The 2,182-nt window shown below is 56.1% G+C and carries 4 protein-coding genes; all 4 read right to left on the bottom strand.

Annotated elements, in window-relative coordinates:
• Nucleotides 1–280: 280 nt before the first annotated feature.
• Entirely contained in the window at nt 281–1,186 is a 906-nt protein-coding gene (locus tag BUA65_RS17440) for an MBL fold metallo-hydrolase (protein ID WP_072871669.1), read from the bottom strand.
• 110 nt (nt 1,187–1,296) lie between these two features.
• Nucleotides 1,297–1,623, bottom strand: a complete 327-nt coding sequence (locus tag BUA65_RS17435; RefSeq protein WP_072871666.1) for a hypothetical protein — start codon at nt 1,621–1,623, stop codon at nt 1,297–1,299.
• A 27-nt stretch (nt 1,624–1,650) separates the two neighbouring features.
• Nucleotides 1,651–1,782, bottom strand: a complete 132-nt coding sequence (locus BUA65_RS19065; RefSeq protein ID WP_278246301.1) for a hypothetical protein — start codon at nt 1,780–1,782, stop codon at nt 1,651–1,653.
• Nucleotides 1,779–2,063, bottom strand: coding sequence for a hypothetical protein (locus BUA65_RS17430; RefSeq protein ID WP_131821554.1), 285 nt, complete (start codon nt 2,061–2,063; stop codon nt 1,779–1,781). Before BUA65_RS17430 ends, BUA65_RS19065 begins: the two co-directional genes overlap by 4 nt.
• Between the last annotated feature and the right edge of the window lie 119 nt (nt 2,064–2,182).

The raw sequence follows: 2,182 nt of genomic DNA, 5'->3' as shown, positions 1-2,182 counted from the left end.
TGGTCCGATTCGTTACCCCCTGCCTGCAGGGCCAGTAAATAAGCTGGATTTTGTCCCCACCTGATTGCAAGGTGGGGTTTATTTTACGCTTACTTATAAATTTCCATAATTTCCATACATGATACTGGCATCGTTTCCAGATAATCAGCCTTCGCCCTAGCCGGAACCTACGGAGTGCTCACTACCGCCCCTTATTTACCCGGCAGGCACCGGCAGTGGATAACATACCCAAACGACCCGGGTCTGGAATTGAATCTATGCATGATAAATGTAAACCTGGCTACCCGGTACTTGCCTGTCCGGAGTCCTTTACCCGGCGCACCAGTAGTTCCACGCACGCCTTTATATTCTGCGGCGAGTAGACCCGAAGACCATTATGGTAGTAGCGATGATAAAGCTCGGCCATTAGTTCCTCCCTATTGCCCTGGAAAGCATAAATGTACCGGTATAGTTTCCTGGCTGCTTCTTCAGCTACATTGAAACAGCCCGTAGCATCCTCCTCCGTAAAGATAAGCTCATGTGCTGCCGCTACAATAACAGCGCCAACCCGGCTAAGACGGAGAATGGTTTCAAGATAGGTGTCATAGTTATAGAAAAAGAGTGGAAAGTTTTCCTCCGGTCCCAGGAAAAACCCCAGGCTGTCGGAAACCAACAATGTTTCCCGTTCGGGCAGGTATACAGCCAGACTGCAGGGACTGTGACCGGAGGCGGCAATAAATTTTAGTGTGTTATTTTGCCCCAACGCCAGAACATCTCCATCACCCACTATCATTTCTGCCTCCAGGGCTGCGCCGGGAAGCCAGGAATAGATACGCCGCCCTTTTCCTGTTTCCTCCAGCCAGGCCGAGGTAACATCATCTTCTTTAAAAAATTGCTCCAGCACCCTGGGGTTACTCATGGTTTTTCGTGCCCTGTCCGAGCAAACTACCCGCGCTTGTGGAAAAAAAGCCTGATAGTATGGCAAACCGCCCAGATGATCAAAATGTGCATGGGGAACTACCAGGTAGCCCACTTTTTCAGGCTCTATTCCCAGTACTGCCATCTGGGTAACCACCAGGGGTGCCGTGGCGCTGACTCCCAATTCGATGAGGGCGTGGGTTTCACCAATGGCCAGGAAGGTGAAAAAGTGTTTGTTACCCAGAACATATAATCCGTCTGCTATTTCAAAAGGGAAACTACTTATCATAATTAAAACCCCCCGCTTCTAAAAGCAGCCTAAAGGCCCGCTTTCCCCGGAAAAGTTTTACACCTCAAGGCCACCTGGAAAAATTCCTGGAACAGGGTCTGGATAAACCGTTACCCGTACAGCTTCAGGAAGGCGGCATCCGCCTTGTCGACCGCGCCGGAAGCGCGCCGGTAATCCGCAAGGCTGAAGAGAAGCCCGTTGAAAGCGGGCGATACTTCCACCCACCGGCCGTCAAGCTCCACGTAGCCCGGCCTTTCCGGATCCCACACGTTGCACAGGTAGGGGTAGCGCCCCGTTTCCCCGGTGGCTTTTCCCGCGCCGACCCGAAAGGAAAGGTAGTGCCTGTTCGACGGTGGGTCGGGCAGGGCAGCCGGCTTCGCCGCGTCGAGTTGCCGCACGAAAAACGCGACCAGTACGGGATCGGCCACCTCCGCCACGGGACGCGGCCCCCGGGGTTCATCATCCTAGAGCCGCAGGCCCGCGATGCGCTGGTGGTCCGTACGGAAGGAGAACTCCTCCGGCAGCGCCGGACCGCAGCCGGCCACCAGCGCCGTCAGCACAAGGAGCAACAAACCGGTCACTATATTTCTTATCACCCTCCCCCCTCCCCATCTATAAACCGCAGCGAGGCGGCGAGATCCCGGATGTGTTTTGCGTCCGCGTACAGGATAAAGTAGTGGTATTTCTCGCCCGTGATCGCCACGGGCCGCGGGTAAGGCACCACGCAGCAGGCCCCGGCCCCCACGCCCGACTCCGGCGAGGGGAAGACGAAATACCCCTCCCTGCCGTTGACCGTGGTTTTTTCCAGCCGCGGCCTTTCGCCATTAGGCTTCAGCTTGTGGGAAGCCTCGTGTCGCGCCACCTCCTCGGGTGTCAAGCCCTCCCCGTTCATCGCACCCAACGAGAAAAAGCCGTCGTCGCCGCCGCAGCTTGCCGGGATACCTGCAACGTCGCCGTAACCCGGGCGCGGCCGCCAGTGACGCGGGAATTCAAGGT

Origin of the sequence: Desulfofundulus thermosubterraneus DSM 16057 (genome assembly GCF_900142025.1) — a bacterium.
Taxonomy (GTDB): Bacteria; Bacillota; Desulfotomaculia; order Desulfotomaculales; family Desulfovirgulaceae; genus Desulfofundulus; species Desulfofundulus thermosubterraneus.
This window is presented reverse-complemented; position numbering and strand designations above follow the sequence as displayed.

Bases quoted from the DNA above. Each gene is read 5' to 3' on its own strand.
- BUA65_RS17440 (WP_072871669.1), bottom strand. From the start codon at position 1,186: ATGATAAGTAGTTTCCCTTTTGAAATAGCAGACGGATTATATGTTCTG.